At 64.8% G+C, this 25676-nt stretch carries 21 protein-coding genes; 12 read left to right on the forward strand and 9 right to left on the reverse strand.

Annotated elements, in window-relative coordinates; genetic code table 11:
- Positions 1-5: 5 nt before the first annotated feature.
- A complete protein-coding gene (locus ACXJ16_RS09380; RefSeq protein WP_231636085.1) occupies positions 6-899 on the reverse strand; it encodes a GGDEF domain-containing protein in 894 nt (297 codons plus the stop codon).
- Positions 900-1218: 319 nt separating this feature from the next.
- Positions 1219-1920, reverse strand: coding sequence for a helix-turn-helix domain-containing protein (locus ACXJ16_RS09385; RefSeq protein ID WP_324698380.1), 702 nt, complete (start codon positions 1918-1920; stop codon positions 1219-1221).
- Between the two features lie 194 nt (positions 1921-2114).
- Between ACXJ16_RS09385 and ACXJ16_RS09390 the strand changes: the two genes are divergently transcribed.
- The 9 genes from ACXJ16_RS09390 to ACXJ16_RS09430 all read left to right on the forward strand — a co-directional run bounded on the left by ACXJ16_RS09390 (position 2115) and on the right by ACXJ16_RS09430 (position 11508).
- The gene (locus tag ACXJ16_RS09390) at positions 2115-4916 is read left to right on the forward strand and encodes a bifunctional diguanylate cyclase/phosphodiesterase (RefSeq protein ID WP_443478127.1); all 2802 of its coding nucleotides are present in this window, start codon (positions 2115-2117) and stop codon (positions 4914-4916) included.
- A gap of 104 nt (positions 4917-5020) precedes the next feature.
- Positions 5021-5404: a heavy metal-binding domain-containing protein gene (locus ACXJ16_RS09395; protein WP_132469484.1), complete on the forward strand. Its 384-nt coding sequence runs from the start codon at positions 5021-5023 to the stop codon at positions 5402-5404.
- Between the two features lie 4 nt (positions 5405-5408).
- Complete coding sequence (locus tag ACXJ16_RS09400) at positions 5409-6047, forward strand: hypothetical protein (protein WP_463920517.1); 639 nt, start codon at positions 5409-5411, stop codon at positions 6045-6047.
- Positions 6048-6138: 91 nt separating this feature from the next.
- On the forward strand, positions 6139-6909 hold the full coding sequence (gene cobA, locus ACXJ16_RS09405; RefSeq protein WP_054440094.1) for a uroporphyrinogen-III C-methyltransferase: 771 nt from the start codon (positions 6139-6141) through the stop codon (positions 6907-6909).
- On the forward strand, positions 6906-7202 hold the full coding sequence (locus tag ACXJ16_RS09410; RefSeq protein ID WP_054440091.1) for a DUF2849 domain-containing protein: 297 nt from the start codon (positions 6906-6908) through the stop codon (positions 7200-7202). The genes cobA and ACXJ16_RS09410 overlap by 4 nt, the downstream gene beginning before the upstream one ends.
- Positions 7202-8836 carry a nitrite/sulfite reductase gene (locus ACXJ16_RS09415; protein WP_185997912.1) on the forward strand — a complete coding sequence of 545 codons (1635 nt, stop codon included), beginning with the start codon at positions 7202-7204 and terminating at the stop codon, positions 8834-8836. The genes ACXJ16_RS09410 and ACXJ16_RS09415 overlap by 1 nt, the downstream gene beginning before the upstream one ends.
- Positions 8829-9263, forward strand: a complete 435-nt coding sequence (locus ACXJ16_RS09420) for a DUF934 domain-containing protein (protein ID WP_054440087.1) — start codon at positions 8829-8831, stop codon at positions 9261-9263. Before ACXJ16_RS09415 ends, ACXJ16_RS09420 begins: the two co-directional genes overlap by 8 nt.
- Positions 9264-9288: 25 nt before the next feature.
- Complete coding sequence (locus ACXJ16_RS09425; protein WP_463920520.1) at positions 9289-10089, forward strand: phosphoadenylyl-sulfate reductase; 801 nt, start codon at positions 9289-9291, stop codon at positions 10087-10089.
- Between the two features lie 204 nt (positions 10090-10293).
- Positions 10294-11508 carry an MFS transporter gene (locus tag ACXJ16_RS09430; RefSeq protein ID WP_463920521.1) on the forward strand — a complete coding sequence of 405 codons (1215 nt, stop codon included), beginning with the start codon at positions 10294-10296 and terminating at the stop codon, positions 11506-11508.
- Positions 11509-11585: 77 nt separating this feature from the next.
- Here the strand turns inward: ACXJ16_RS09430 and putA are convergent, their stop codons facing one another.
- Entirely contained in the window at positions 11586-15179 is a 3594-nt protein-coding gene (gene putA / locus ACXJ16_RS09435; RefSeq protein WP_463920523.1) for a trifunctional transcriptional regulator/proline dehydrogenase/L-glutamate gamma-semialdehyde dehydrogenase, read from the reverse strand.
- Between the two features lie 98 nt (positions 15180-15277).
- Here putA and ACXJ16_RS09440 point away from each other — a divergent pair, with 98 nt between their 5' ends.
- Complete coding sequence (locus ACXJ16_RS09440) at positions 15278-15748, forward strand: Lrp/AsnC family transcriptional regulator (RefSeq protein WP_054440084.1); 471 nt, start codon at positions 15278-15280, stop codon at positions 15746-15748.
- Between the two features lie 627 nt (positions 15749-16375).
- Positions 16376-17254, forward strand: a complete 879-nt coding sequence (locus tag ACXJ16_RS09445) for a hypothetical protein (protein ID WP_324698366.1) — start codon at positions 16376-16378, stop codon at positions 17252-17254.
- 215 nt (positions 17255-17469) lie between these two features.
- On the opposite strand, the gene ACXJ16_RS09450 is transcribed toward ACXJ16_RS09445, so the two are convergent.
- Genes ACXJ16_RS09450 through ACXJ16_RS09465 form a run of 4 tightly spaced genes read right to left on the reverse strand, consistent with a single transcriptional unit; the run spans position 17470 to position 22326 of the window.
- A complete protein-coding gene (locus ACXJ16_RS09450; RefSeq protein WP_463920525.1) occupies positions 17470-20220 on the reverse strand; it encodes a xanthine dehydrogenase family protein molybdopterin-binding subunit in 2751 nt (916 codons plus the stop codon).
- A complete protein-coding gene (locus tag ACXJ16_RS09455) occupies positions 20217-20720 on the reverse strand; it encodes a (2Fe-2S)-binding protein (RefSeq protein WP_463920526.1) in 504 nt (167 codons plus the stop codon). Before ACXJ16_RS09455 ends, ACXJ16_RS09450 begins: the two co-directional genes overlap by 4 nt.
- Complete coding sequence (locus ACXJ16_RS09460) at positions 20717-21586, reverse strand: FAD binding domain-containing protein (protein ID WP_463920528.1); 870 nt, start codon at positions 21584-21586, stop codon at positions 20717-20719. Before ACXJ16_RS09460 ends, ACXJ16_RS09455 begins: the two co-directional genes overlap by 4 nt.
- Complete coding sequence (locus ACXJ16_RS09465; RefSeq protein WP_463920530.1) at positions 21583-22326, reverse strand: SRPBCC family protein; 744 nt, start codon at positions 22324-22326, stop codon at positions 21583-21585. The genes ACXJ16_RS09460 and ACXJ16_RS09465 overlap by 4 nt, the downstream gene beginning before the upstream one ends.
- 201 nt (positions 22327-22527) lie before the next feature.
- Between ACXJ16_RS09465 and ACXJ16_RS09470 the strand changes: the two genes are divergently transcribed.
- On the forward strand, positions 22528-23319 hold the full coding sequence (locus tag ACXJ16_RS09470; protein ID WP_454796735.1) for an SDR family NAD(P)-dependent oxidoreductase: 792 nt from the start codon (positions 22528-22530) through the stop codon (positions 23317-23319).
- 30 nt (positions 23320-23349) lie between these two features.
- Here the strand turns inward: ACXJ16_RS09470 and ACXJ16_RS09475 are convergent, their stop codons facing one another.
- Both ACXJ16_RS09475 and ACXJ16_RS09480 read right to left on the reverse strand, forming a co-directional pair.
- Positions 23350-23718 carry an EthD domain-containing protein gene (locus ACXJ16_RS09475; RefSeq protein WP_463920531.1) on the reverse strand — a complete coding sequence of 123 codons (369 nt, stop codon included), beginning with the start codon at positions 23716-23718 and terminating at the stop codon, positions 23350-23352.
- 166 nt (positions 23719-23884) lie between these two features.
- Positions 23885-25576 carry a flotillin family protein gene (locus ACXJ16_RS09480; RefSeq protein ID WP_463920533.1) on the reverse strand — a complete coding sequence of 564 codons (1692 nt, stop codon included), beginning with the start codon at positions 25574-25576 and terminating at the stop codon, positions 23885-23887.
- Positions 25577-25676: the final 100 nt, after the last annotated feature.

Raw genomic sequence — 25676 nt, forward strand, 5'->3', positions numbered from 1 at the left:
CGGGATCACGAAGCCATGCGCTTCGGCTTCTCCATTTCCAGCCGGTTGCGCCCCTTGGCCTTTGCGCAGAACAACGCGAGTTCTGCCCGCTCGATAGTGCTGTCGAGACTGTCCGCAATGCGGGCCACGCTGCCGCTGGTGGTAATGGCGAAGCGGCTCTCGCCGATCTTCTGCCGCAGGTCCGCCAGAGTGGAAACCACGCGGCTGCAGATCGCCTGCGCCTGTTCCGGCGTGGTACGCGGCAACAGCACGGCGAAACGCTCCGAGCCGATCCGCGAGATGATGTCGTCCGAGCGAAGTATCTCGCGCAGCAGATCGGCAAAGACACGCAGCACATCGTCGCCGGTGGTCTGGCCGTATTTCATGTTGATGGTGCGGAAGAAGTCGATGCTGAACATCGCCAGGCACCCTTCCATGCCGGAAGCGATCATATGCTCCAGCATCGATATGAACGCCGCGCGATTGGTAAGGCGGGTCAACGGATCGGTGTAGGTCGCGGCGAAAAGCTGGTCGCGCAGTTCGCGGCGCTCATCGATGGAGCGCATCACCGCCAGTGCCCCGTAGACGGTGCCGTCGTCATTACGCAGCGGACGAATCTGCATCTCGAACCAGCTTTCCCGCGCATCGGCGGTGATGGCCGGGAATTCAACCCAGCGGTCGGGCTGCTCGCCCGCGATGGCCGCCTTCAGCGCGCGCGAGACCACACCCCGTCCGGTCTCCGCCACGAGGTCCAGCAGATGCGGCCCCATCGGCTCCGGCAGCAGGCGAATGCCGAGCTTGCCGATGCCCGGCGAAGCATGAAGGATCAGGCCTTCGCGATTGGTCTTCAGAATAATGTCAGACGTGGTTTCCGCCAGCAGCCCGTACAAAGCGGAACTTTCCTGAACGGTGAAATTCATGCCCATCTTGGTAACGCCCCGGATCAGAGGGATCGCAACTCGATCCAAAGAAGGTTCAGCCGAAAGGAACCCGGCCAAATAAATTCGACGCTTGGATCGCCGAACCTGTTAGCCAAAACCCCTCATTGAAATGAGAAAATCCAGCCATCCAACTTCCGAAATCCAGCGACCCTGCAATAACTTCGCAAAAAAAGAATTAGCCCCGTTATCTAACTCACTTTAATACAAAGTATTGTTATTTATGCATTTACCATCAGAGGATTGAGTCGGAAAGAGGCTTGTCCCCATCTATGGGAACTTGATCAATCCGGTGCTGATTTCAGAGTTCGATCATGATCCGGACCTTGTCCGGGCTGGTCTCCACGGCGGCGGCGATCTGTTCACGGCAGCGGGCGATGAGTTCGGGCAACCCGGCAACGGTGCGTCCGGGACGAAGCTCCGCCGCGGTTACGCCCAGTTCCTCGGCAATGGCGTCCAGACGCTCTTCGATGGGCCGGGCCCGGCCCTGCTCCCAGGCCCAGACCGTGGGTTTGCTGACGCCGAGGCGCGCAGCCAGCTCGCCCTGGGTGAAACCGCGCAGCTTGCGAAGCCGGTGAAGACGCTCTCCGAAGCTCTCCCCGCCGATTGCGGCCGGAGCACTGGTCATGGGAGAGGCGCCGAGATCGACCTCCTGCACTGCACTGCGCAGCTGCGCCGCACTGAGGACGGACGAGGAAATCGGGGCATCGAAGGCACAGCCGTACAGCTTGCCACTGGCCCATACGACGCGAGCCCGCGTGATACCGGCCTGCGGCAGCTCGACGTCGATGGTCTCGCCGATCTCCAGATCGATGCGGCTCTCCATCAACATCCCGCTTTCCGAGAAATTGTGGATCACCACCGGCATCTCCACGCCGGATGCCAGCGCACCCTGCGTTTCCAGGAGCAGGCGGCGGCGCTGCGCGCGCGGCTTAACACCCTGCTGGTCGCCCCTGGGACCGTTTTCAGCGAGATTTTCTTCAAAATGTGCCGCTATGGGCATGGCGCATTCTCCACGAGAATCGCAACGTGAGCGCAGGGGATTAAAATTCCGTTAGCAGAACAGCTAATTTCGGCACGCAAAAGCACGGAAATATGAGGCCTCGGGGCCACAGGTGCGACGAAATCGAGAATCCGGCGTTAAGGACTTTCTAACCGGGATATCCGTAGCTTTCCGGGCAATTAAACGGGGTTGCAGTGTTCGATATCTATCTTTGCATCCGCGATGGGCATGACCTGCGACTGGTCCTGCTCGCCGCCTTGATCTGTCTGCTTTCTTCGCTGACGGCGCTGCTTCTCCTACGCCAGGCAAAGCGCTGCGAAGGAGCGGTCCGCCGACGCTGGTGGACCATGGCGGGCGCCAGCGCGGGCTTCGGCATCTGGGCCACGCATTTCGTGGCCATGCTCGGATACGTCCCCGGCATGATCGTCGGCTATTCCCCGGCGCTGACGCTCGTGTCACTGATCATCCCGATCATGACGACCGGCCTCGCCTTCGCTCTGACCCTCGGAAAGCCCGGTCGCAGGACGGTGGCGTTCGCCAGCGCGATCTGCGGCTCGGGCATTGCCGCGATGCATTACACCGGCATGCTGGCGATGGAGCTTCCGGCAGCGCCGCACTGGAACACCGGCTATGTCGCAGCCTCTGTTGCCCTTGCCATCCTGCCGCTCTACCCCGCGCTGACGCTGGCACTGCGCGACGGCCGTTTGCGCAGCCTGCTCGGCGCAACGGCCCTGCTCGCCGGCGCCGTCGTCGCCCTCCACTTCACCGGCATGACGGCACTTTCGCTTACACCGGCGCGCGTCGTCATCACCGAACAGTCTATCTCCCCGCGCGAGATGATCGGCGCGGTCACCACCGTGACCCTGCTCATCATCGCGCTCTCGGCGATCTCGCTTGCCATCAGCCGTCGCACCGCAGCCGCAGTGGCGGCCAGCGAGCGCCAGTTCTCGTTCCTGGTGCGCGGGATTTCCGACTGCGCGATCTACATGCTGGACCGCGAAGGCCGGGTCGTGAACTGGAACGCCGGTGCCCAGCGCCTCAAGGGCTATGCCGAATCCGAAGCCCTGGGCCTGCCCGTCGCCACTTTCTACACGCCTGAGGACCGCGCCGCAGAGCTGGACAGGCTGGCACTGGAAACCGCGCGAACGGAAGGTCGCTTCTATGGCGAGGGCTGGCGCGTTCGCCGCGACGGCAGCCGCTTCTGGGCCCATGTCACGATCGAGCCGATGCTTGGCGAGCACGGCGAATCGATCGGCTTTGCGAAGATCACCCGCGACATGACCCGTTTCAAGGAGGCGCAGGACCGCATTGCCGAGGCCAGCCGCCAGCGCGACGCCGCCCTGGGCCACATGCACCAGGGACTTTGCCTGTTCGACGCCAAAGAACGCCTTGTCCTGTGCAACCCCCGTTTCCTCGAAATGTACGGATTGCCGGACGGCGCACTGCCCCCCGGCCTCCTGCTGGAGGAAGTGATCGGCCGTTGCAGCGTGAACCGCTTCGAGCCGCAGGCCGTCACCGAACGTGTCGCGCATGTCCGGCGGATGATCCGCGACAATCTCGCCGCACCGTTGCATCCCCCGATCCTCGCCCAGTATCCCGACGGTCAGGTCGTTTCTATCGCCAACCGCCCCATGCCCGATGGTGGCTGGGTCTCGACGTTCGACGACATCACGCGCCAGCACGAATCGGAAGCGCGCATCGCGCACATGGCCATGCACGACGGCCTCACCGGCCTGCCCAATCGCACACGCTTCAACTTGTGGATCGACGAGATGCTCGAACAGGCATCGCGCTACGGCAAGCGGCTGGGCGTGACCGCCATCGATCTCGACCGTTTCAAGGAAATCAACGACACTTATGGCCACGCCTGGGGTGATGTCGTGCTTGCGGAACTGGCCCGGCGGCTCCAGTCGGTGATCGGCGAGGACGAGATCGCCGCGCGCCTCGGCGGCGACGAATTCGGGCTCGCCAAGCTTTTCGACACCGACGAACAACTCGCGGACTTCCTCCGCAGGATCGAGCCTTGCTTCGCTTCTCCCGTCGAGCATGAAGGGCAGGAACTCGTCTTCGGGGGCAGCCTCGGCATCGCCGCCTACCCGCATGACGGCGCGAACCGCGAGACCCTGCTCAACAACGCCGATCTCGCGATGTACCGCGCCAAGCTCCAGATCGGCGAACGCATCTGCTATTACGAGCCCGGCATGGACGAAACCGCCCGTGCCCGCCGCCAGCTTGCCAACGATCTGCGGCAGGCCGTCGAGAAGCAGGAATTCGTCCTCCTCTACCAGCCGCAATGCCAACTGCGCAGCGGCGAAACTTCCGGCTACGAGGCGCTCGTCCGCTGGCACCACCCGCTGCGCGGGCTCGTCTCGCCGGATGAATTCATTCCCATCGCCGAGGAATCCGGCGCGATCCTCCAGATCGGTGAATGGGTGCTCGAAGAGGCCTGCCGGGAAGCGGTTAGCTGGCATTCCGAACACCGGATCGCCGTAAACGTCTCTCCGATCCAGCTCGTCCAACAGGATCTGGCGCCGATCGTCGCCCGCATCCTGATCGAGACCGGCCTGCCTGCCCACCGGCTCGAACTGGAAATCACTGAAAGCGCCATCATTTCCGACAAGACCCGCGCACTTCACAACTTGCGCCAGTTGAAGGAACTCGGCGTCGCCATCGCGATGGACGATTTCGGCACCGGCTATTCCTCGCTCGACACGCTCCATTCGTTTCCGTTCGACAAGATCAAGATCGACAAGTCGTTCCTGCTCGAATCGGACGACAACGAACAGGCCCGCGCCATCATCCGCGCGGTGCTCGCCCTCGGGCAATCGCTGCGCATCCCAGTACTGGCCGAAGGCGTGGAGACCGAGAGCCAGTTCGACCTCCTTATCCGTGAAGGCTGCGAGGAAGCGCAGGGCTATTTCCTCGGCCGCCCCGACCGCGCGCCCAGCATGTCTCTTTCGGAAAAATGGCAGCCAGTAGCGGCCGAAGCCGGCTAGGCAGCATCGCTGGATTGAAAAAGGAAAACCTTCTCAATTACCCAATTGACGGAACGCATATTCGGCATATGTCTCGCATTGGGCATTTCACGAGGGGGAAATTCATGAAATCCGTAAATACCATCAAGGCTGCTTTCGCAGCCGTACTGTTGCTGCCTGCTGTTCCGGCACTCGCGGCAGACAAGCCTGCTTCGGCTCCCGCTTTGGTCAACGAGGAATTCGGCGTTCCCGTATTCCCCTACGACATGACCGACCGCCCTTACGAGGTCGTCGGAGAAGTGAAGGCCGGGGTCCGCAAGGCCACCATCTTCAGCAAGGCCCCCGATCAGGGCAAGATCTACCGCGAACTGTGGGAACGCGCGCAGAAACTCGGCGCCGATGCCGTGATCAAGGCCCAGTACGGCGACGCTCACGTCACCGCGATGAGCTGGGGATCCGTGACCGCCACCGGAGTGGCTGTCCGTTTCACCGACAAGCCGGCTCAGTAATTTCGTGGTTCTGGCACTGCTGACCGGAGCGGCGCTCGTCGCCGCGCCGGTTTCTGCCCAGCCGGCGCCGAGCACATCGGCAGAGTCCGTTCCGCCTGCAACCGCGACGATCGCCGTCACAGGCGGAGCCAGCGCTCAGTCGGTTCCGCCGGGAACCCCGGTTCGGCTCATGGTCCTGCGGGAAATTTCCAGCCGCACGGCCAAGGCGGGAGACCGATTTCTCCTGAGGGTCGACGAACCGGTCTACATCGACGGGAGGCCGGTCATTCCGGTCGGCGCCAAGGCCTGGGGCGAGATCGTCAGCCTCGAAGGAAACGGCGCGGTCGGCAAGGGCGGACGTCTTGCCGCCCGTTTCGTCGAGCTTGAGCTGGCGGATGGCATGAAACTGCCCTTGCGCGGAGACATGAACGAGCGGGGCGCAGGAAACGGAGCCGGAGTCGTGCTCGCCGTAGTCGGTTTCGGGCTGCTCGGCCTGCTCACTGCGGGCGACAGCGCCCGCTTCAAGGGCGGCCAGACGATCACCGCCTATGTGGACAGGATCGCCGAGCCTGTTCAAACCTCGCTGCCAGCCACCCCTCCGGTCGGTCCGGGCACCGAGGCATCACCGCAAACCCTTTCGGAACCGCCGGAACCGGCCGCCTGAACGGCACCTAGCGACAGTCTAAAGCCCCTCTTGCCCCGCACAAAGCCATTCTGGCTGGCAATCGGAAGCAAGGGGGATCATCTGCGCCACCATGCAAGCGAATCCCGCCTCTGTCGGTCGAGTCTTCCTGGTTGGCGCCGGTCCCGGCGATCCCGACCTCCTGACCCTGCGCGCCGCGCGGCTGCTGATGAATGCCGCGATCATCGTGCATGACGGCCTCGTCGATCCGGCGATCCTCGCCATGGCGCGTCCGTCTGCCCGGCTGATTTCTGTTGCCAAGAGCCGCGCACGGCACACCATGAAGCAGGAGGAGATCAACGCCCTCCTCGTGCGCGAAGCCCTCGCCGGCAATGACGTCGTACGGCTCAAGGGCGGCGATCCCTTCGTTTTCGGCCGTGGCGGCGAGGAAGCCGAAGCCTGCCATGCCGCCGGCGTGCCGGTGGAGGTGGTGCCGGGAATCTCCTCGGCGCTGGGCGCTTCCGCTGCCGCACAGATACCGCTGACGCACCGGGACCATGCCTCGATCGTCACGTTCGTCGCCGGCCAGTGCAAGGGGCTCACCGATCAGGACTGGTCGGGACTTGCCGGTAAGGGCCGTACGCTGGTGATCTTCATGGGCATCGCCACATCGGCCCAGATCGCGGAAAAGCTCATGGCCGACGGGCTGGCGCCCGATGTGCCGGTCGCGGTGATCGAAAACGCCACCCGTTCGCGGATGCGTGTGCTGCGCGGTCCGCTTGCGGGCCTTGCCGACCTGATCGCGGATGCGAAGGTGCAAAGTCCGGCGCTTATCGTTATCGGGCACGTCACCGCAGAACCCGACAACACCATTCGCGCCCTTGCGCTGGAGGCAACAAAGTGAAGATCCTGACGGGCAACGACCTGAAGACCGGAGCGGTCATCTGGTGGACCGGCGTGGGCTGGTCGCTCGACGTCAACGAATCCGCCGACGTGGGCGAACATGGCGCTGCGCTCCTCGCGCGCGAGGAAGGCGCCCAGAATGTCGTCGGCGGCTATATCGTCGATGGTGCGAAGACCGAGGAAGGCATTCGTCCCGCCCATATCAAGGAGCGCATCCGCGCCCTCGGGCCGACCGTGCGCCTAGACCTGACGCTCAAGCCGTCCGACCCCGAAGCCGTGAACTGGGTGATCTGATGTACAAGTACGACGAATACGACCAGCAGATGGTCGATACGCGCGTCGCGGAATTCCGTGACCAGGTGCGCCGCCGCCTTGCCGGTGACCTTACCGAGGACCAGTTCAAGCCGCTGCGCCTGCAGAACGGCCTCTACCTCCAGCTTCATGCCTACATGCTGCGCGTCGCCGTGCCCTACGGCACGCTGAACTCCGCGCAGATGAAGCTGCTCGGCGATATCGCGGACAAGTACGATCGCGGCTACGGCCACTTCACCACCCGCCAGAACATCCAGTACAACTGGATCAAGCTGGAAGACACGCCCGACATCCTGGCCGAACTCGCCAAGGTGGAGATGCATGCCATCCAGACCAGCGGCAATTGCATCCGCAACATTTCCTCGGACCAGTACGCGGGAGCGGCCGCCGACGAGATCATCGATCCGCGCCCTTACGCCGAACTGCTGCGCCAGTGGTCCAGCTTCCACCCGGAATTCCTGGTGCTGCCGCGCAAGTTCAAGATCTGCGTCATCGCCTCCGAAACGGACCGCGCGGCGATGCGCCTGCACGACATCGGCATCAAGATGGTGCGCAACGATTCCGGCGAGATCGGCGCACAGTTCTATGCGGGCGGCGGCATGGGCCGCACCCCGATGATCGCGCCGCTGATCCGCGAATTCGTGCCGCTGGACCAGCTCATCACCTATTCCGAGGCATGCCTGCGCGTCTACAACCGCTACGGCCGCCGCGACAACAAGTACAAGGCGCGCATCAAGATCCTCGTCCATGAACTGGGCCGCGACGAATATGTCCGCCAGGTCGAGGAAGAATTCGCGCACCTGCTGACCCAGCCGATCGAGCCCCCGCTCGCCGAGCTGGAGCGCATCGAGGCGCACTTCACCGGACCCGACTTCGAAGCCGGCGCTTCGAACGATCTGGACCTGTCCGATCCCGACTTCCGCCTCTGGGTGGAGCGCAACACGCACGCCCACAAGCAGGCCGGCTATGTGATCGCCACCGTCAGCCTCAAGCCCGTCGGCGGCATTCCGGGCGATGCCACGGCAGACCAGATCCGCCTGATGGCGCAGCTCGCCAAGGACTACAGCTTCGACGAACTGCGCGTCACTCACGCGCAGAACATCGTCTTCCCGCACGTGAAGAAGGCAGACCTCTACACCCTGTGGCAGGCGCTGGACGAAGCAGGCCTGTCCACCGCCAATCTCGACACCGTGGGCGATATCATCGCCTGCCCCGGCCTCGACTATTGCGCGCTGGCCAATGCCCGCTCGATCCCGGTGGCGCAGAAGATCTCCGAACGTTTCGGCAGCGCCGAACGCCAGGCCGAGATTGGCGAGCTGAAGCTGAAGATCTCGGGCTGCATCAATGCCTGCGGCCACCACCACGCGGGCCACATCGGCATCCTCGGCGTCGACAAGAAGGGCCTGGAAAACTACCAGCTCCTGCTTGGCGGCAGCGAGGGCGCGGACACTTCGCTCGGCCAGATCACCGGCCCCGGCTTCACCGAGGACGGCGTGGTCGATGCCATCGAGAAGGCCACCGAGGTCTATCTCGCCAACAAGCAGGGCGAGGAACGCTTCCTCGACACCTATCGCCGTATCGGCATGGCCCCGTTCAAGGAGGCGATCTATGGTTGACGTTCAATTCCGCTTCCGTGACGACGAGGCGGTCAACGATCCGGCCATCACGGTCGACGCCTTCTCGGAGCAGACCAACGCCACGGCCGTGCGCATCGAGCCGGGCGACGATGCCCGCGATCTCCTGCCGCATCTTGACCGGCTCTCCCTCGTGGAAGTGAGCTTCCCGGCGTGGACCGACGGGCGCGGGTACTCCTCCGCCCGGCTTCTGCGCGAAGCAGGCTACCAGGGCGAGATGCGGGCCGTGGGCGATCTGGTGATCGACATGCTCTCGCACCTCAAGCGCTGCGGTTTTGACGCTTTCGCGCCCGACAAGGCGCTCAACGCGGAAGATGCGCAGAACGCATTCGATCGCTGGGAAAACGTCTACCAGGCCACCGTCGTCGACGGTCGCCAGGCGATCTGGGCAAAGCGCCACCCGGCGTAACCGTCCTTCCGGAAGGGAACAATCGATGCCCCACACCGAAGTTGCACGTATCCGCGACCTGATCGACACCGGTCCTCGTTTCGACGAGGCCGATGCCGTTCGCCTCAACCGCCTCTTCCGCGGCACCGAAACGACCGAAATGCTCGAAACGGTGCTCAAGGAAGGCATGGCGGGCGATGTCGCGATCGTGTCCAGCTTCGGTGCGGAATCGGCGGTGCTGCTGCACCTCGTCAGCCGCGTCGATCCGGGCGTGGCGGTGCTGTTCCTTGAAACCGGCAAGCATTTCCCCGAAACGCTCGCCTATCGCGATCTTCTCGTCGAGCGGCTGGGGCTGACCAATCTCATCAACCTGCTGCCCGACGCCGAGGAACTGGCGAAGAAGGACGAGAACGGCCTGCGCTGGTCCTACGACCCCGACGGCTGCTGCGAGATCCGCAAGGTCAAGCCGCTGGAGAAGGCGCTGCTGGGCTATGACGCCTCCTTAACCGGCCGCAAGGCATTCCAGGCCTCCACCCGCGCCACCCTGCCGCGTTTCGAGGTGGACACGACCGACACACAGGGCCGCCTGAAGATCAACCCGCTGATCGACTGGTCGCCCGAGCGCATCGCCGCCTATATCGCCGAGCATGATCTGCCTCCGCACCCGCTGGTGGCGCAGGGCTATCCGTCTATCGGCTGCATGCCCTGCACCAGCAAGGTCGCCGAAGGCGAGGACCCGCGTTCGGGTCGCTGGCGCGGATGGAACAAGACCGAGTGCGGCATCCATGTCGCCACCCTCTCGGAACACACCACCAAGAACGCACCGGAGTTCGACCCCGGGCTCTGAACCGGAAGGCCTGCCCCCGATCAGGCGGGCCTTTCTCCTTTCCGGCAAGACCGGGACGGCCCGGCGCACGCCGGGGTTTCGGCGACGATCAGGGCAACACATTGCAACGAACGCGACAAGGCGTGCAAATATTGCACGGCCCGGCGGGTTGGCATTGCCAAGCGCTGGACTAGATCGCAGATGCCCCCAATATTGCAGTGCAACATGACCGATCAGATCGATACTCCCCGCCACACCCACCCCGCGCTCGTCATTCTGGCGCTGGCGATGGGTGCCTTCGCCATCGGCACCACCGAATTCGCGGCCATGAGCCTCGTGCCCTATTTCGCGCGCGATCTCGGCCTGACGGAGCCGGAGGCGGGCCATGCCATCAGCACTTACGCGCTGGGCGTCGTCGTCGGGGCGCCGGTGATCGCCGTACTGGCGGCCAAGCTGCCGCGCCGGGCGCTGCTGATCGGGCTCATGGCCCTCTTCGCGGTGGGCAACGCGCTTTCCGCGATGGCGCCGACATACCCGCTGCTCCTGCTGTTCCGCTTCATCAGCGGCCTGCCGCATGGCGCCTACTTCGGCATCGCCGCGCTGGTGGCCGCCTCCATGGTGCCCGCGAACAGGCGCGCGCAGTCCGTGGCGCTCGTCATGTCGGGCCTGACCGTGGCGACGATCATCGGCGTGCCGCTGGCGAACTGGCTGGGACAGGCGTTCGGCTGGCGCACCGGATTTGCCATCGTCTCCGTGCTGGCCATCATCACCATGGCCCTCGTCGCGCTCTATGCTCCGCACCAGAAGGCGGCCGAAGGCGCCAGCCCGATGCGCGAACTGGGCGCCCTGCGCCGCCCGCAAGTCCTGCTGACCCTGCTGACCGGGGCCATCGGCTTCGGCGGCCTCTTCGCCGTCTACACCTACATCGCCTCGACCATGATCGAAGTGACCAGGGTGTCCGAACACCTCGTGCCGGTGGTGCTCGCGGTCTTCGGCTTTGGCATGACGGTGGGCAACCTGTTCTGGGCATGGGCCGCGGACCGATCGCTGAACAAGGCTGCCATCGGCGCCCTGCTGTTCAGTGCCTTCGCGCTCGCCCTGTTCCCGATGGCCGCCGCCAACGTCTGGACGCTCAGCGTGGTCGTCGTCATGATCGGTTTCGCTGGCGGCCTCGGCACGATCCTCCAGACCCGCCTCATGGACGTTGCCGGAGACGCGCAGGCGCTCGCAGCGGCAGCGCATCACAGCGCCTTCAACATGGCGAATGCGCTGGGCCCGTGGCTCGGCGGCCTCGCGATCTCGGCGGGCTATGGCCTGACCTCGACCGGGTGGATCGGCATGGGCCTGTCGCTGGGGGGTCTTGCGATCTTCCTCGTCACCCTGGCCTTGCACAAGCGCGAGGGCGAAGTCGGCGGCCATCCCGTTCCCGCCTGCGGCTGACCGGCCCTACGCCGCAAGAAAAAGGCCCGCGAGTTCGTCACTCGCGGGCCTTTTCGTATCCTGACCGGGGCTGAGCCTCAGCCGATCATCATCAGGCTGGCATTGCCGCCAGCTGCCGTGGTGTTGATCGAGGTAGACACCTCCTCCAGCAGCCAGACGAGGTTCGGCCCGGCCGAGGTATGGACCGGAACGATCGGCCCCGGCATCGCCGCAACCGCCTCGCAGGCCGCGCGAACCGCCTCGGCATCGCCTTCCACGAGACAGGCGGAGAAATGCTCGGCCGCATCCGGCGCGAAACGGGCGGCGACCGCCTCGGGCAGCCCGCCCGGAAGCGCCATGCCCACAACCGTCGCCGTATTGCCGCTGGCCAGCACCGCCGCCATCTGCGCGTAGAGACCCTCTTGCGTTGCCGGGCGCAGGAGCACGCGGCCGCGCGGGTGAAGGGCGTAGAGATTGGTTTCGCCCACGGGCCCCGGCAGGCTGACTTCGAGGCCCAGTGCCGAACCGCTCGCAAGCGCGCGCGCGGCTGCTGCCGAGGCCGCATCGCCCTGCCCGCTCAGCCAGGTCGCGAAAGCCTCGACCAGCGGCGCGGCGCGGGCGGGGGCATCCAGCACTTGCGGCGCCTGTTTGGCGAGGCGGCCGAGATAGAGCGGTCCGCCCGCCTTCGGCCCCGTGCCCGAAAGCCCGCGCCCGCCGAACGGCTGGACGCCGACGATGGCACCGATCGTGTTGCGGTTGACGTAGAGGTTGCCCGCGCAGATCGCGGAAGTGACCTGCTCCACCGTTGCATCGAGGCGGGTGTGCAGGCCGAAGGTAAGACCGTAGCCGGTGTCGTTGATGGCCGCGATCAGTTCGGGCAGTTCATCGCGCTTGAAGCGCACGACATGGAGCACGGGGCCGAACACTTCGCGTTCGAGCTGGGCGATGCTCGCGATCTCCACGATGGTCGGCGCAACGAACGTGCCGGCATCGCATGCCGCCGGGATCGCTACCTGTTCCACCTTGCAGCCGCGCGACTTCATCCGCGCGACATGGCCGTCAATCGCGCCCTTGGCCTCGGCGGTGATGACCGGCCCGATATCGACCGCGAGTTCCTGGGTATTGCCCACGCGCAGTTCGGCAAGCGCGCCCTTGAGCATCGTCAGCGTGCGATCGGCCACGTCCTCCTGAAGGCACAGGACGCGCAGCGCCGAACAACGCTGCCCGGCGGAATCGAAGGCCGAGGCGATAACGTCGGCCACGACCTGCTCGGCAAGCGCGGAGGAATCGACGATCATCGCGTTCTGGCCGCCCGTTTCCGCGATAAACGGAACCGCGCGCCCGTCTGCCGAAACCCGGCCCGAAAGCTGCTTCTGGATCAGGCGCGCCACTTCGGTGGAGCCGGTGAACATCACCGCAGCCACTTGCGGTGCCGCGACCAGAGCCGCCCCTACCCGGCCATCGCCCGGAACCAGCTGAAGCGCGTCCCTGGGAACGCCCGCCTCGTGCAGCAGGCGAACGGCCTCGGCAGCGATCAGCGGGGTTTCCTCGGCGGGCTTTGCCAGGACCGGGTTGCCCGCCACGAGCGCGGCGGCCACTTGCCCCGCAAAGATCGCGAGCGGAAAATTCCAGGGGCTGATGCAGACCACCGGGCCCAGCGGTGCCTGTTCGGCGCCGAAAGTCTCGCGCGCCTGCTTCGCGTAATAACGCAGGAAGTCGATCGCCTCGCGCACTTCGGCGATGGCATTGGCGGCGGACTTTCCGGCCTCGCGGATGACCAGGCCCATGAGCAGGCCAATCCGCTCCTGCATGGCATCGGCGGCAGCGTCCAGCATGGCGGCACGCTCGGCAACGGGCACACCGCCCCAACGGCTGATCGCGGCCCGCGCAACCGCAACCGCAGCCGCTTCCGGCGCGACCTCGATCACCTTGCCCACCACGTCGTCATGATCCGCCGGATTGAGAACCGCACGCGCCTCACCCTGTGCATTGGCGGGCATGGCGAACCATTCGCGCGCGGCGGACCGGCGCAGGTTTTCCGAAAGCGCGGCAAGCGCAGTCTCGTCGGCCATGTCGATCCCGTCCGAATTGCGGCGGCCGGGGTAGAGATCCGCGGCAAGCGGGATCAGGTCGTGACGGGCACCGGGATCGGGCATGGCGCGAACCACGTCCACCGGATCGGCCACCATGTCCGCCACCGGCACGGCAGGATCGGCGATCCGGTTCACGAACGAGGAGTTTGCACCGTTCTCCAGCAGGCGGCGCACGAGATAGGCCAGCAGCGTCTCGTGCGTTCCCACCGGGGCGTAGATACGGCAGGGACGGTCGAGATTGTCCTTGCCGACGACCTGTGAATAGAGCGGCTCGCCCATCCCGTGGAGGCACTGAAACTCATAGCGGCCAACCACGAAGTCCGGCCCGGCGAGGTGGTAGATCGTCGCCAGCGTCTGCGCATTGTGCGTGGCGAACTGCGGGAACACGGCGTCCGGCGCCGCCAACAGCTTCTTCGCGCAGGCAACATACGACACGTCGGTATGGACCTTGCGGGTATAGACCGGGAAGTCGGCAAGCCCGTCCACTTGCGCGCGCTTGATCTCGGCATCCCAGTAGGCGCCCTTGACCAGACGCACCATCATGCGGCGGCCCGAGCGGCGGGCGAGATCGATGATCCAGTCAAGCACGAAGGGGCAGCGCTTGCCATAGGCCTGCACCACGAAACCGAGGCCATCCCAGCCCTTGAGTTCGGGATCGAGCGCCAGCGCTTCGAGCAGGTCGAGCGAGAGTTCGAGGCGGTCGGCTTCCTCGGCATCGATGTTGAGGCCGATGTCGTATCCCTTGGCCAGCACCGCCAGCGCCTTAACGCGCGGCAGCAATTCGGCCATCACCCTGCCGGCCTGCGCGCGGCTGTAGCGCGGGTGGAGGGCCGAGAGCTTGATCGAGATTCCCGGGCCTTCGTAGATGCCCCGCCCCGCGCCGGCCTTGCCGATGGCGTGGATCGCATTGACGTAATCGGTGTTGTAGCGTTCGGCATCGGCGGCGGTGGTGGCCGCTTCGCCCAGCATGTCATAGCTGTAGCGGAAGCCCTTGGCCTCCAGTTCGCGGGCGCGCTTCACGGCCTCGCCGATGGTTTCGCCGGTCACGAACTGCTCGCCCATCAGCCGCATCGCAAGATCGACGCCGCGCCGTATCACCGGCTCGCCCGCCCGGGCGACAAGGCGCGTCAACGCCGCGCCTAGTCCCGTGTCGTCGACCGATCCCACCAGCTTCCCGGTCACCACCAGGCCCCAGGTCGCGGCATTGACGAACATCGACTTGCCGCCGCCGAGATGCGCGCTCCAGTCGCCATCGGAAATCTTGTCGCGGATCAGCGCATCGCGGGTCGCATTGTCGGGAATGCGCAGCAGCGCTTCGGCGAGGCACATGAGCGCGACGCCTTCCTGGCTGGAGAGAGAGTATTCCTGAACCAGCCCTTCGACGCCTGTGCCCTTGTGATTGGCGCGCAACGTGGTGACGAGCGCGCTCGCGGTCTCGCGCACGTCCCGGCGCTGAGCATCGGGCAAGGTCGCCGCTTCGAGCAGAGGTGCCATGCAGGCGGCCTCGTCACGGCGGAAAGCCTCGGTGATGGCACGGCGCAGCGGGGTGGGCTCGCTGACGGCGGGGGCGAATGCGGCGAAGCGGGGCGTGTGGGTCATGAATCGCCAATATCCCAAGACTGCTTGGCAATCCGCCTTTTCACAGGCAAAGATCAGATCATATGAACTTATATTTCGGCATCATGCAGGCCAAATGAATGGTAAATAGCCAGAAACAGGTCAATCTGGATGATCTTGACCGCAAGATCATCGCCGCCCTGCGCGCAGATGGCCGCATGAGCGTGACCGAACTCGCCCAGGTGGTGGGCCTGTCAAAGACGCCCTGTCAGGTGCGGATGCGGCGGCTGATCGATTCGGGCGTGATCCGCGGCTTTCGTGCGGTCGTCGATCCCGCCACCCTCGGGTTCGACCACGTGGCCTTCACCGAAGTGAAACTGTCGGATACGCGCGAACAGGCGCTGAAGGAATTCAACGCCGCCGTCCGCCGCATACCCGAAGTGGAAGAGTGCCACATGCTCGCCAGCCATTTCGACTACCTGCTGAAAGTCCGCACCACCGACATCCGCCGCTACCGTGAGGTGCTGGGCGAAAAGCTGTCGAACCTGCCCCACGTTTCCAGCACATCGACTTATGTGGCGATGGAAACCGTGAAGGATGCAAGCAGCTAGGCGGCAAGGACAAGCAGGCCATGCGCAAGATAGCCTTGGCGTCATGAGGGGGCCGGTTTCGGAACGGCGGCTCATCTTTGGGGGAAGGGCAGATGGCTGCCCGTCCGCTGACCAACTACCTTACTTCGATTAGGAAAAGCTGTCTGACGGCCTCCTCCCCCAAGCAGACATATTCTGTTCAGCGGTCCCGGACTTCATCCGGGACCGCTGAAGCGTCTTTAGGCTATAGGTTTCGATCGGTCGCTGCGACGCGGCGTTTTCACGCATCCGCGCGCGGCTTTGCCAGCGGTTCCCGATCAAGTCCGGGACGACGGCTTGGAGATGGTAGCTCTCCCCTATTAAGGACGCTCAGAGGGAAAATTCTCATTCCCGAATGAAGATAGTCTGCGCTCCATCTACGGATCCGCGATCGGTCAATTTGCACCAAATTATTATCGTTGTCAGAAGCGTTTGTTATCTGAGGAAGCGCTCGGCAAAGAACATCCAATTCATACAGTAACGCGCAAACCGCTTCGGAATTCAACGTTCGCGAGGTTGTCTCGGCGGAGGCCTTGGACTAGCAATTGATGCTGTGGCCGAGAACAAGTCCGAGGGCGGCATCTCGATCCAAAGTCTAGGGGGAATTAGATGAAGCGTACAGTCATTCTCGCGATGCTCGCGGGTGCATTCGCATTGGCGCCGCAGGCGGTCGCCGCGCAGGATAACTCGGAGGTAGCGTCGGCTCCCGCATCGGCTCTGCCGACGGCTGTCGTCTTTTCGGAAAAGGGCGCGAACGGGATGAGCGATCTGCCCATGGGCGTCCATCGCATCCCTGATAGCAACGTTGTCATCTCGGGGCATCAGGGTGGCGGCGCAATCGGGATGCTATTAGGCCCGGTCGGCATGCTGGTACAAAGTTCGATCAACGCCGAGAGCGGCACGGGCAAAGTCCACAATGTCGAGGATGACCTGCGCTTTGACGTCCGGGCAAAGGCGATCGAGATGACCAACACGCTCATGGCGAGCGACAAATTCCGGACTGCCTATACGCTCGCACCCCAGCCGGGCGGCAGCACGATGACGGTGACACCGTATGTCGTGCTTACGTTCGTCAAAAAGACCGAGGATGTTCGTCCCTATATCGTGCTGAAAACGAAGGTCGCGACCGACAGCGACTCCGGCAAGACGATCAAATATTTCTGCTGCGAAGGTAAGCCGCTTCCGCTCGCGAGCTTGATCGAAAATGACGGCGCCGGTCTGAAGGACTTGCTGACTCGCGAGCTAGACACCGCCATCAACGTGATGCTGCTAGATCGTTCGCAGCCTCTCCCTCGGAACGATGAAGCGAAGGTCGATACCAACGGCTTTCTACCGTTCGTCGGTAAGTCTTTGAAGTGGAGGGGATTCGATATGGGCCGTTATAATGATTACAGGCTGATCGAGTTCCGCGGCGGGATGATGGTCTTCTCCGGAGTGAATATCGTCGAGCCGGATGGCCTGGAAATTACGCCTGTGGTCAAGAAATGAGAGCCGATACCGAGATGGTCTGAAGCCTGATCGAGCGGTCCCGACATAGCTCGCTCCACGTTGGAAGGTCCGCTCATCACCTTTCTCAGCTGCTCATCGATCATGCCTGCACGGGGAAGCGGACGGTCGGCTCTCCGGCGGGTTCAATCGGCCCTGGCGCGACCGACTTGGGCGCAATGCTGTTGTTAATCCCACCAGCTCGGAAAGAGCCTGCTTCAGCCGGCCCGCTCGCCCGTCACCTTGGCCGAGCCGAACATGCCCATCTTGCACTTTCCTGCGATGGTGTTGCCGGTCACGGTCAGGTCGTATTTCAGGGTGATCTTCATCGGCTTCTCGACCTTGAGGTCGAAACGAACGCGGTTTTCATCGACGGTGCCACCCTCGAAGTCCTGCGTGCCTTCCGGGCTGGTGAAGCGGCCCGAAACGGCTGCGCCCTCGGTACGGAAGGTGACGACCATCGCCTGAGGCCCCATCGGGGTCTTGAGCACCATGTTCCAGTCACCGTCGAGCCCGGCGGGCGGCGCCTCGGGTTCGGGAACCGAGGCCGGCTCGGCCTGAATGACGGGCTCCATCGCCGGCACTGGCGCCGGGGCTTCTCCCGACACCATACCCGACTGCCCTCCATCTTTGCGCACGCCTGAAACATCGCGTTGCTCGATCACGTCGAGGATGCGGGCAGGCGTGAGCGGAAGCACCAGGTCCTCGATCTCGCCAAAGGGGCTGAGCGCATCGGCGATGGCGTTCACCAGCGTCGGCGGGCCGATGATGGCACCGCCTTCACCTACGCCGCGCATGCCGCCGATCGTCTGCGACGGGGTATTGGCATGGACGAACTCGAACACCGGCACGTCGCTGATCGACGGGAGGAGATAGTCCTTGAACGTCGCCGCCTGGGGATTGCCGCGCGCATCGTATGGCATCTCTTCCAGCAGGACCATGCCGATCGCCTGCGCCAGCCCTCCGGATATCTGCCCCTCGACGACGCCGGGGTTTATGACGGTCCCGCAATCCTCGCTCGATATCCAGCGCAAGATCTTCACGAAGCCGGTTTCCGCATCGACTTCCACCACGCAGGCATGCGCCGCGCTGGTGAAGGTCATCGGCGGCGGCTGGTAACGGAACTGCGCTTCCAGCCCGGCCTCGAAACCGGGTGGCAGACGGTGCGGTTCGCCATAGGCGATGTTCGCGATCTCACCCAGCGATCGCGACATTTCCGGGGCGCCGGCGATGTGGACCATGCCGTCCTCGATGGTCACGGTGTCGATTGAGGCGTTGTACAAGTGGGCTGCCAGAACCTTTACCTTGTCCGCCAGCAGTTCCGATGCACGGATCGCCGCGCCCCCACCGATCACCCCCTGACGGCTACCCGCCGCGCCGGGGCCGAAGCCGCCGCGCGAACTGTCCCCCTCGAACACGGTCACGTCGTCGTAAGCCACGCCGAGCCGGTCGGCGATGCATTGCGCCATGGTCGTGGCGGTGCCGTGGCCCTGGGAATGGGTGGACATCAGGGCGGCTACCTTGCCGGTCGGCTCGATCCGCACTTGCGCCAGTTCCCCGGTCATCGTCACCATACTGCCCGCCGAGCCGGTCGGCTCGATATAGGCGGCAACGCCGAGGCCGAGATAGCGCCCCTCCCCCCGCGCCTTCGCCTGTTCGCGGCGGAACGCGGCCACGTCGAAATGCGCAACGAGCTTTTCCAGACATTCGCCGGGCGTGATATCCTCCAGCGGGATGCCCATGCTCGACACCGCCGGCTGATCGGAAAGATAGACGAGATTGCGGCGGCGCAGTTCGATCGGATCGATGCCGAGCTTCCTCGCCGCCTTGTCCAGCAAGGTTTCACGAATGAGCGATTCCATCGCCCACGGCCCGCGATAAGCCGCCAGCCCGTTGGTATTGCTGTACCACCCGCGTGAGACAAAAGCGTAGGCGGGCATCCTGTAGGCCGCCCAGACGAACATATGGACGGCGATATTGCTGTCCGCCCCCTGAGGATAAGCGCCGTTGTTGCAATCATAGATGCCGTGGCTGGCGATCAGCCGCCCCTCGCCGTCAAACCCGGCCTGGAGGCTCATCTCCGCTTCCCGGCACTGGCTCGACGCGGTAAGCGCCTCGTAGCGATCCTCGGTCCATTTGAGAGGACGCCCCAGCAGCATGGCCGCGCAGATGACTGCGCATTCCTCCTTCCACGGTGTGTTCTTGAGCCCGAAGGAGCCGCCCACGTCCTTGGCGATCACCCGGATCGCGGCATCCGGCAGGCCAAGCGCCAGGCTGACCCAGCGCGCGATGTTGTGCGGGCTCTGGCAGGTGATCCAGAGGTTGAGCTCCTCGGGTCCGTCCCGGCTCGCCAGGATCGCGCGGTTTTCCATCGGCGACTGCGAGATGCGCTGGTGGACGACCTTCTGGCTGACCCGCAGCGCTGCGCCCGAAAGCGCCGCTTCCAGTTCCTCGTCAAGCTCCTCGTCGCCGATCTCCGCCGCGACATTGCTCTCGGTGCCCGGATGGATCGGCGCTGCCGCCTTCGCCTGAGCAAGGGTGACAACCGGTTCGAGTTCCTCGATCTCGACCTCGACGAGCGAAGCGGCATCTTCCGCCTGCGCGCGGGTCTCGGCCATGACCATCGCCACCGGCTCGCCCACGTATTGCACCAGCGTATCCGCCAATGGAGCGACCGGCACTTCCGAGGGCGTGAAGAAGAAGCTCATCATCGTGATCGGCCGCGGCGCCAGGCCGGCGGCGGTCAGCACCGCGTGGACGCCGGGCATCTGCACCGCTGCGGCGCTATCGATCGAAACCAGCCTGCCGCGTGCCACCGGACTGCGCACGAACGCAACGTGAAGCATGCCGGGCAGTACCACATCGTCCGTGAACTGGCCGCGCCCCGTCAGCAGGCGCGCGTCTTCCTTGCGCGGAACCCGCTTCCCGATCCAGCGCGCAGCGCCAATGCCCGAGGGTTCTGCGTTCATGCCGCCTCTCCCGCGCCGGAGACGGATTGGGCCAGTGCCTTGGCCGCGCGGCGTATGCCCTGATATCCGGTGCAGCGGCAGATATGGCCCGACATCGCCTCGATCATCTCCTGCTCATCCGCAGCGGCCTCTCCCGCCGTCAGCGCGGCAAAGGTCATCAGCACGCCGGGCGTGCAGAAGCCGCACTGGAGCCCGTGCGCATCGCGCATCGCCTGCTGGACCGGGTGGAAAGTGCCGTCAGGCGCGGCAAGGCCCTCCACCGTGGTCACCTCCGCCCCATCGGCCTGGACCGCCAGCATGAGGCAGGATCGCACCGCCCTGCCGTCCACCAGCACCGTGCAGGCACCGCAAACCCCGTGCTCGCAGCCGAGGTGGACACCGGTGCAGCCCGCCTCCAGCCGCAGATAATCGCCAAGGCTCGTGCGCGGCTCGACGGTGGCGCTGCGATGCTGGCCGTTGACGGCGAGTTCGATCCGCCATTCGCTTTGAGGCTCGCTCATGCCGCATCCCTCAGGTCGAGTGTTTCACGAAGCGTCCGCGCGAAGATCCTGCGGCCCACGGTCCGGCGGTATTCGGCGCTGGCGTGGTGATCGTCGAACGGTGCGGCGTCGGCCACGGCCAGTTCCGCCACGGCGCCGGGATCGATCTCGGAAAGGCTCCTGCCGATCAGCGCGGCTTCTGCCCGGCGCATTCGGATCGGGGTCGGGCCCATGCCGAACCAGGCCATCCCGGCCCGGGAAACGACGCCGCCATCCAGAACCACGCAGCCTACCATGCCGACCAGCGCGAAATCGCCCGGTCGCTGCGCCACTTCGCGAAACAGCACGAGGTGGCCTTCGGGCCAGTCGGGATAGACGATGCCGGTCAGCAGTTCGTCACTCTCCAGCACAGTCATGTAAGGGCCTATGTAGAAGTCCGTGGCGGCAACCGTTCGACTGCCGCGCACCGAGGCGATCTCCAGCATCGCGCCGAGCGCCACCGCCGTGGCCGGCATTTCCGCTGCAGGCTCGCCCAGCGCCACCGAACCACCCAACGTTCCCCGGTTCCGCGTCTGGTAATGCCCGACATGGCCAAGCGCCGTCACCATCGCCGGCAGATGGCGCGCCAGCGTGGCATCGACCAGGGCATCGGCCTGCCTTGTCATCGGCCCGACGCGGATGCCGCCCGCAACGCGGGACACGCCGGTGAGTTCGGGAATGCGGTTGATGTCCACCAGGATGAAGGGCTGGCTCATCCTGAGATTGAGCAGCGGCATCAGCGTTTGCCCGCCCGCGATCACGGTTGCGCCGCCGCCAGCCTCGGAAAGTATGCGGCAAGCCTCGGCCACGCTGGATGGCCGGGCATAGTCGAAGGGAGCAGGCTTCATCGGCGCGCACCTCCAACGTTTCCGCGTCGCCCGGCCTCGAAAGCCGCTGCCGCAGTCACCACGAGCAGCATGAGCACCACCAGCATCTCCGCATGGAGGCCGCGCGCGCCCAGCGTGAAGCCGGCGAGCAGTGCCAGCACCAGTGCGGCGATCCAGCCCCAGATCGTGCCGCGACCAGTCGCCGCATCGGTAACCACGGGCCTGAAGGCGGCAGGTGCCGCTGCCGCTACGGCTGCCTCAGGCTCTGCCTGTCCGGCGCCGGTTGCCTGCTCCCCCGCAGCAACCGGCGCCGGAGCGCCCCCCGTGACCACATCGCCGAACTTCGAAAAGAACTTCCCCGCAAGGTTTCTTGCCGTGGCGTCGATGATCGGACCGCCGAGCTGCGCCATGCGCCCGCCCACTTCCGCCTCCACCTCATACACAACCAGCGTACCGCCATCGCCGGCGTCGCTCAGCCGGACGTTCGCGCCGCCTTTGGCGCTTCCGGCGATCCCGCCGTTACCCGTTCCCGTGATCCTGTAGCCATTGGGCGCATCGAGATCGGAAAGCTGCACCTGCCCTTTGAACCGCGCACCGATCGGCCCGATCTTCACTTCGGCCGCCGCGACGAAACGGTCTTCGCCATCGCGTTCAAGGCTTTGGCAGCCGGGAATGCACTGTGCGAGCACTGCCGGATCGTTCAGCGCCTCCCAAACCTTTCGGCGCGGTGCTGCGACCCTCTGCTCGCCATTCATCTGCATCCGCGCACTCCCAGATCGCTGCCGTCTTGCCCGCGGCCCATCGGCGCGGATGAAACGACGGGATGCGGTTCAATGCAAGAAGTATGAGCGACACTGTATCTTATTCCCCGGGGCGATGAGTGCCTCAGGCGCTGGCTAGACCTCCCGGCGCCCGTTACCACTTCGCCCGATGCCGAAGGAACGGCGCGAAAAGGAGAGGTCATGAGCGCAACCGTCATCATCACTGGTGCCGCCGGAGGCATGGGCCGCCCGGCCGCAACCCGTTTCGCCGCACAGGGCTATTCCCTGCTCCTGTGCGATGTGAACGCCGAACGCCTTGCCGCGCTCGCATCGGAACTTCGCGCGGGCGGCACCGAAGTCTCGACCCTCGCCGGGGACATTTCCGCAGCGGAGTTCCCGCAGCAGCTGCTGGACGCATTGGGCGGCGCCCCGCTGTTCGCGCTCGTTCACACCGCCGGTCTCTCGCCCACCATGGCAGAAGCGCCGCGCATTCTCGAAGTGAACTATTTCGCCACCGAAAGGCTTGTCGCCGCCCTCCTGCCCCGCTTCGAAGCGGGCGGATGCGCGGTGCTGATCTCGTCGATGTCGGCCTATCTGCTGGGCGACCCCGCCATGGTATCGGCCGTGCAGGACCTCGTCGCCGGCAAGGGCCGCGAAGGGGTGGACGGGCACGCAACCAATCCCGGCATGGGCTACACGCTTTCCAAGCGCGCAGTGATCGGCCTCGTCGGGCGCGAAGCGGCAGCCTACGGTGAACGCGGCGTGCGGATCGTCTCGATCGCGCCGGGCTTCATCGATACCGAAATGAGCCGCGCCGAAGCCAAGGCCAGCGAACAGATGGTGCGGATGATGGGAATGACCCCGCTCGGCCGCCTCGGCGTGGGCGACGAAATCGCCTCGGTCGCGGAATTCCTCTGCTCTCCGGCGGCAAGCTACGTCAGCGGGTGCGACATCAAGGTGGATGGCGGAATCATGGGGCGGCTGGGGATCTGATCCCCCCGCCGGGGTGATTGCCCGCGGCTTTCACCCCGTCGATGCGCTTTCGCATTCCACCACCGTCGCGATCCGGAACGAGGCGCGGTCGAACAGATTGCGCTCATCGGCAACGATCTCATCCGGCATCAGGCTGGTGGTGATATAGCCGAGCGTGGCGCGATAGATCGCCTCGTCCTCGAACCAGAGTTCGGTAATGACGTCCGGCCCGTCAAGGCAGGCGCCGGTTTCGGGATGGACCTGCGGATCGACATAACGCCTGATGTAGCGACTGACCCCGCGCGAATAGCGTTCGGCCAGCGGCGCATGACGCGTCTCGTAATAAGCGCGGAACTGCTCGACCGTCAGATCGGGCCGGCGCTTCATGAACAGCAGGATCTTGTGGAATGGCCCGGCCATGACGCATATCTCCCGTTCCGCCGGTTCGTCCGGCGTTCGCGGGATGGCCTAACATGGCCTCTCTGCGGAAGGCAGGGCGGGCCGTGCCGCCACGGCGATAAGGGACGCCAGGCGGTCCGGCGTCCCTCTATTCTGTCAGGCAAACCATTCCAGCCGCCCGATCACCTCATTCGGCTTCGCCGAGCGGCACACCCCTGGCATCATTTGCGGCGGCTACGATCGGAACCGAAGCGGGCGCCTGCACCGCGCCCTGCACCAGATTCGCAAGCGAAGCACCGTCGAGCCCCAGTTCCTTCATCAGCCCGTCGATCACCGGCGCCTGTGCCCGATAGGCCAGCGCCGCGCTGACCGCGTCGTTGGCCAGATTGCCCGAACCACCTGCCGCAGCCGGGGAAGCTCCCGCGCCGCCCTTCTGGGTCAGCCCGTCGACCTGCACGATCTTGATCGAATCGATAGCCTCCAGCGGCCGCACGGATTCGCGCACGATTTCCGGCAGTACCTTGAGCAGCGCCAGCTTCATCTGGAGCGAGATCTGGTCGGACGAAAGGAGGTTCGCCGCCTCGTTGACGGCGCGCTGACCGGCCGCCTCGACCTCGAAGCGAACGCGCGACGCTTCGGCGCGGAGCTTTTCCGCTTCGGCTTCACCTTCGGCGGCCAGCCGGAAAGCCTCGGCCCGGTTGGCAGCCGCCTCGCGCTCCGCCTCGGCCTCGACCTTGATGGAGATCGCCTGCCGCTCGGCTTCCTTGCTGGCCTCGATCAGTTCGATACGCTTGACGCGCTCCGCCACCTCGGTTTCACGGCTGGTGACGACCTGTTCCTCTGCGGCGACCGCCTTGGCGCGCGCCTCATCGGCCTCAGCCTTGGCCTGGCTTTCCTCGCGGCTCTTGTTCTGGATCGCGATCTGCTGGCCCTGCCGCGCCAGTTCGACGGCCTGCGCCTGCGCGATCTTGGCCTGCTGGATGGTGCGGTCCGATTCGATCTGCTGGGAATCGACCTGCTGCTTGGCGATGATCCGGGCTTCTTCCGCCTCACGGCTGCGCAGCGCCTGTTCGCGCGCCACTTCCGCGGCCTGTTCCGCGCGGCGCATCTCGATCTCGCGCTCCTGCTCCAGCTTTGCGAACTCGTTGTCGCGCTGGATCGAAAGCGAAACGCGCTCCGCTTCGAGGTTCTTCGTCTCGATCTGGACGCGGGTGTCCTGCTCGATGTCGTTCCGGGCCTTCTTGCGCAGTTCGATCTGCTCGGTCAGCTTGGTCAGACCCTCGGCATCGAAAGCGTTGTTCGCATTGAAGTGTTCGATCGAGGTCTGGTCGAGGCCGGTCAAGGAGACCGATTCCAGTTCCAGCCCGTTCATCGCGAGATCGGACGAGGAGACCTGCTGCACCTTCTGCACGAAATCCGCGCGCTGTTCGTGAAGCTGGTTCATCGTCATGCCTGCCGCCACCGAACGTAGCGCATCGACGAACTTGCCTTCGACGAGTTCCTTCAGCGCCTCGGGATGCATGGTCCGCGCGCCGAGTGTCTGCGCCGCCATGGCGATGGCGCCCGCATCCGGGCGGACGCGGACGTAGAATTCCGCCTTCACGTCAATTCGCAGTCGATCGAGGGTGATGAGCGCATCCTGGTTCTTGCGCTCCACCGCGAGACGCACGGTGTTCATGTTCACCGGCATCGTCTCGTGGAATACCGGCAGGACCAGCGCGCCGCCGTTCATCACGACCTTTTCACCGCCGAAGCCCGTGCGAACGAACCCGATTTCCTTCGAGGCACGCTTGTAGAGCCGCGCCAGCATGAGGCCGAGCGCCAGGAACAGGACCAGAGCGATGCCGGCCAGAATCGCGATGCCGACGAGGTCTTGCATGTTAAGAATTCTCCCGTTGATGCCCGCCCGAGAAAAATGGCGCGCAGGCATTGAATTTCACGGAAGTTCTTATCCGAAATTCGCAAAATCTTCCATAAAA

It is taken from the genome of Novosphingobium sp. TK71 (assembly GCF_055361505.1).

Excerpts from the sequence above, each read along its gene's own strand:
- ACXJ16_RS09380 (WP_231636085.1), bottom strand. The coding sequence starts at position 899 with ATGAATTTCACCGTTCAGGAAAGTTCCGCTTTGTACGGGCTGCTGGCG.
- ACXJ16_RS09385 (WP_324698380.1), bottom strand. The coding sequence starts at position 1,920 with ATGCCCATAGCGGCACATTTTGAAGAAAATCTCGCTGAAAACGGTCCC.
- ACXJ16_RS09395 (WP_132469484.1), top strand. The coding sequence starts at position 5,021 with ATGAAATCCGTAAATACCATCAAGGCTGCTTTCGCAGCCGTACTGTTG.
- cobA (WP_054440094.1), top strand. The coding sequence starts at position 6,139 with ATGCAAGCGAATCCCGCCTCTGTCGGTCGAGTCTTCCTGGTTGGCGCC.
- ACXJ16_RS09415 (WP_185997912.1), top strand. The coding sequence starts at position 7,202 with ATGTACAAGTACGACGAATACGACCAGCAGATGGTCGATACGCGCGTC.
- ACXJ16_RS09420 (WP_054440087.1), top strand. The coding sequence starts at position 8,829 with ATGGTTGACGTTCAATTCCGCTTCCGTGACGACGAGGCGGTCAACGAT.
- ACXJ16_RS09425 (WP_463920520.1), top strand. The coding sequence starts at position 9,289 with ATGCCCCACACCGAAGTTGCACGTATCCGCGACCTGATCGACACCGGT.
- ACXJ16_RS09430 (WP_463920521.1), top strand. The coding sequence starts at position 10,294 with ATGACCGATCAGATCGATACTCCCCGCCACACCCACCCCGCGCTCGTC.
- putA (WP_463920523.1), bottom strand. The coding sequence starts at position 15,179 with ATGACCCACACGCCCCGCTTCGCCGCATTCGCCCCCGCCGTCAGCGAG.
- ACXJ16_RS09440 (WP_054440084.1), top strand. The coding sequence starts at position 15,278 with ATGGTAAATAGCCAGAAACAGGTCAATCTGGATGATCTTGACCGCAAG.
- ACXJ16_RS09445 (WP_324698366.1), top strand. The coding sequence starts at position 16,376 with ATGAAGCGTACAGTCATTCTCGCGATGCTCGCGGGTGCATTCGCATTG.
- ACXJ16_RS09450 (WP_463920525.1), bottom strand. The coding sequence starts at position 20,220 with ATGAACGCAGAACCCTCGGGCATTGGCGCTGCGCGCTGGATCGGGAAG.
- ACXJ16_RS09455 (WP_463920526.1), bottom strand. The coding sequence starts at position 20,720 with ATGAGCGAGCCTCAAAGCGAATGGCGGATCGAACTCGCCGTCAACGGC.
- ACXJ16_RS09460 (WP_463920528.1), bottom strand. The coding sequence starts at position 21,586 with ATGAAGCCTGCTCCCTTCGACTATGCCCGGCCATCCAGCGTGGCCGAG.
- ACXJ16_RS09465 (WP_463920530.1), bottom strand. The coding sequence starts at position 22,326 with ATGCAGATGAATGGCGAGCAGAGGGTCGCAGCACCGCGCCGAAAGGTT.
- ACXJ16_RS09470 (WP_454796735.1), top strand. The coding sequence starts at position 22,528 with ATGAGCGCAACCGTCATCATCACTGGTGCCGCCGGAGGCATGGGCCGC.
- ACXJ16_RS09475 (WP_463920531.1), bottom strand. The coding sequence starts at position 23,718 with ATGGCCGGGCCATTCCACAAGATCCTGCTGTTCATGAAGCGCCGGCCC.
- ACXJ16_RS09480 (WP_463920533.1), bottom strand. The coding sequence starts at position 25,576 with ATGCAAGACCTCGTCGGCATCGCGATTCTGGCCGGCATCGCTCTGGTC.